Below are 1,518 nucleotides of genomic sequence, written 5' to 3'. Positions count from 1 at the left end.
AAGGCAACGAGTGCGTTGACGATCACCCGCTCGTCGACCACGCGGCCGATTGGCGTGCGGCGCTCGCCGCGCGAGATGTCGAGCACCTGCCGCACCGCCTGGCGCGTGAGCTGCTCGCGCAGCCCATCGTGTGGGTGGATGAAAGCCGTGCCGGGCACGTGCAGGCCCATGGCTTCCATCAGCATCTGGTTGCTGTTGGCCGTGCCGTAGAAGGTGCAGGTGCCGGGGCCGTGGTACGCCGCCGACTCGGCCTTGAGCAGCTCCTCGCGCCCCACCTTGCCCTGGGCCGCGAGCTCGCGCAGCTTGCCCTTCTCGCTGTTGGACAGGCCGCTGGTCATGGGGCCGGCCGGCACGAAGACCGTGGGCAGGTGGCCGAACTGCAGCGCGCCGATCAGGAGGCCGGGCACGATCTTGTCGCAGATGCCGAGCAGCGTCGCGCCCTCGAACATGCCGTGGCTGAGCGCTATCGCGGTGCCCATCGCGATATTGTCGCGGCTGAACAGCGACAGCTCCATGCCGAGCTGGCCCTGCGTCACGCCGTCGCACATCGCGGGAACACCGCCGGCGACCTGCGCGGTCGCGCCCTTTTCGCGCGCAAAGACCTTCATCTGCTCGGGGTAGCGGCCATAGGGCTGATGCGCCGAGAGCATGTCGTTATAGGCGGTGACGATCCCGATATTCATCGCCTTGCCGCCGCGGATGACAGCCTTGTCATCTGCCGCAGCCGCGAATCCGTGCGCGAGGTTGCCGCACGAAAGCGTCGGGCGGTGGACGCCCCTTTCGCGCTCGCGGTCCATCAGTTCGAGATAGGCGGCGCGGCCCTTTTTCGAGCGGGAAATGATGCGGTCGGTGACCGCGGCGATTTCGGGGTGGAGGCTGGTCATTGGATGGAACTCTTAATCCCGTTCGGGCTGAGCCTGTCGCAGCCCCTTCCTTCCCCCTTTGCGATGCAGAAGAAGGACAGGGCTTCGACAGGCTCAGCCCGAACGGTGGAAGGGGCAGCGTCGCGCGTCAATTATCGAGCCAGTGGATGTCGATGGGCTGTTCGGCGTCAGCGAGCACGCGGCCGACGGGGACGTTCGAACTCGGCCCGTCCTTGATCGCCTTTTCGAGAACCTTGCGTTTTTCCTTTCCGGCGATCGCGATCAGGATCGTGCGCGCCGACAGGATCGAGGCGCGGCTCAAGGTCACGCGCGCTACGGGCGCCTCGGCGGGCAGCGGATCGGGCATGACGCCGAGCGCGCGGCGCGCCTTGGGGCCGTTCAGCGCCTCGTCGAGATCGGGGCCGGGGAAGATCGAGGCGGTGTGGCCGTCCGCGCCCATGCCGAGCCAGACGAGATCGATCGGCCAGTGCAGATCCTGCAGCCGCGCATCGGCGGCGTTGCCCGCGAGCTTGTGATCGGGGTTCTCGGTGCCGATCGGGAGCACGCGCGCGCCCAGTGGCAGGAAGGCGCGCGCGATCGAGGCGACGTTGCTCATCGGGCTGTCGACCGCCACAAGACGGTCGTCGGTCGGGAT

The 1,518-nt window shown here is 67.8% G+C and carries 2 protein-coding genes; both read right to left on the bottom strand.

Annotated elements, in window-relative coordinates:
- The coding region (locus VGD20_RS02825; RefSeq protein WP_331132995.1) for a dihydroxy-acid dehydratase at window positions 1-884 on the bottom strand (884 nt) is incomplete at its 3' end.
- Between the two features lie 127 nt (window positions 885-1,011).
- The coding region (locus VGD20_RS02820) for a 6-phosphogluconolactonase (RefSeq protein WP_331132994.1) at window positions 1,012-1,518 on the bottom strand (507 nt) is incomplete at its 5' end.

The sequence above is a fragment of the Sphingopyxis sp. genome, from assembly GCF_036402335.1.
Classification (GTDB): Bacteria; Pseudomonadota; Alphaproteobacteria; order Sphingomonadales; family Sphingomonadaceae; genus Sphingopyxis.
This window is presented reverse-complemented; position numbering and strand designations above follow the sequence as displayed.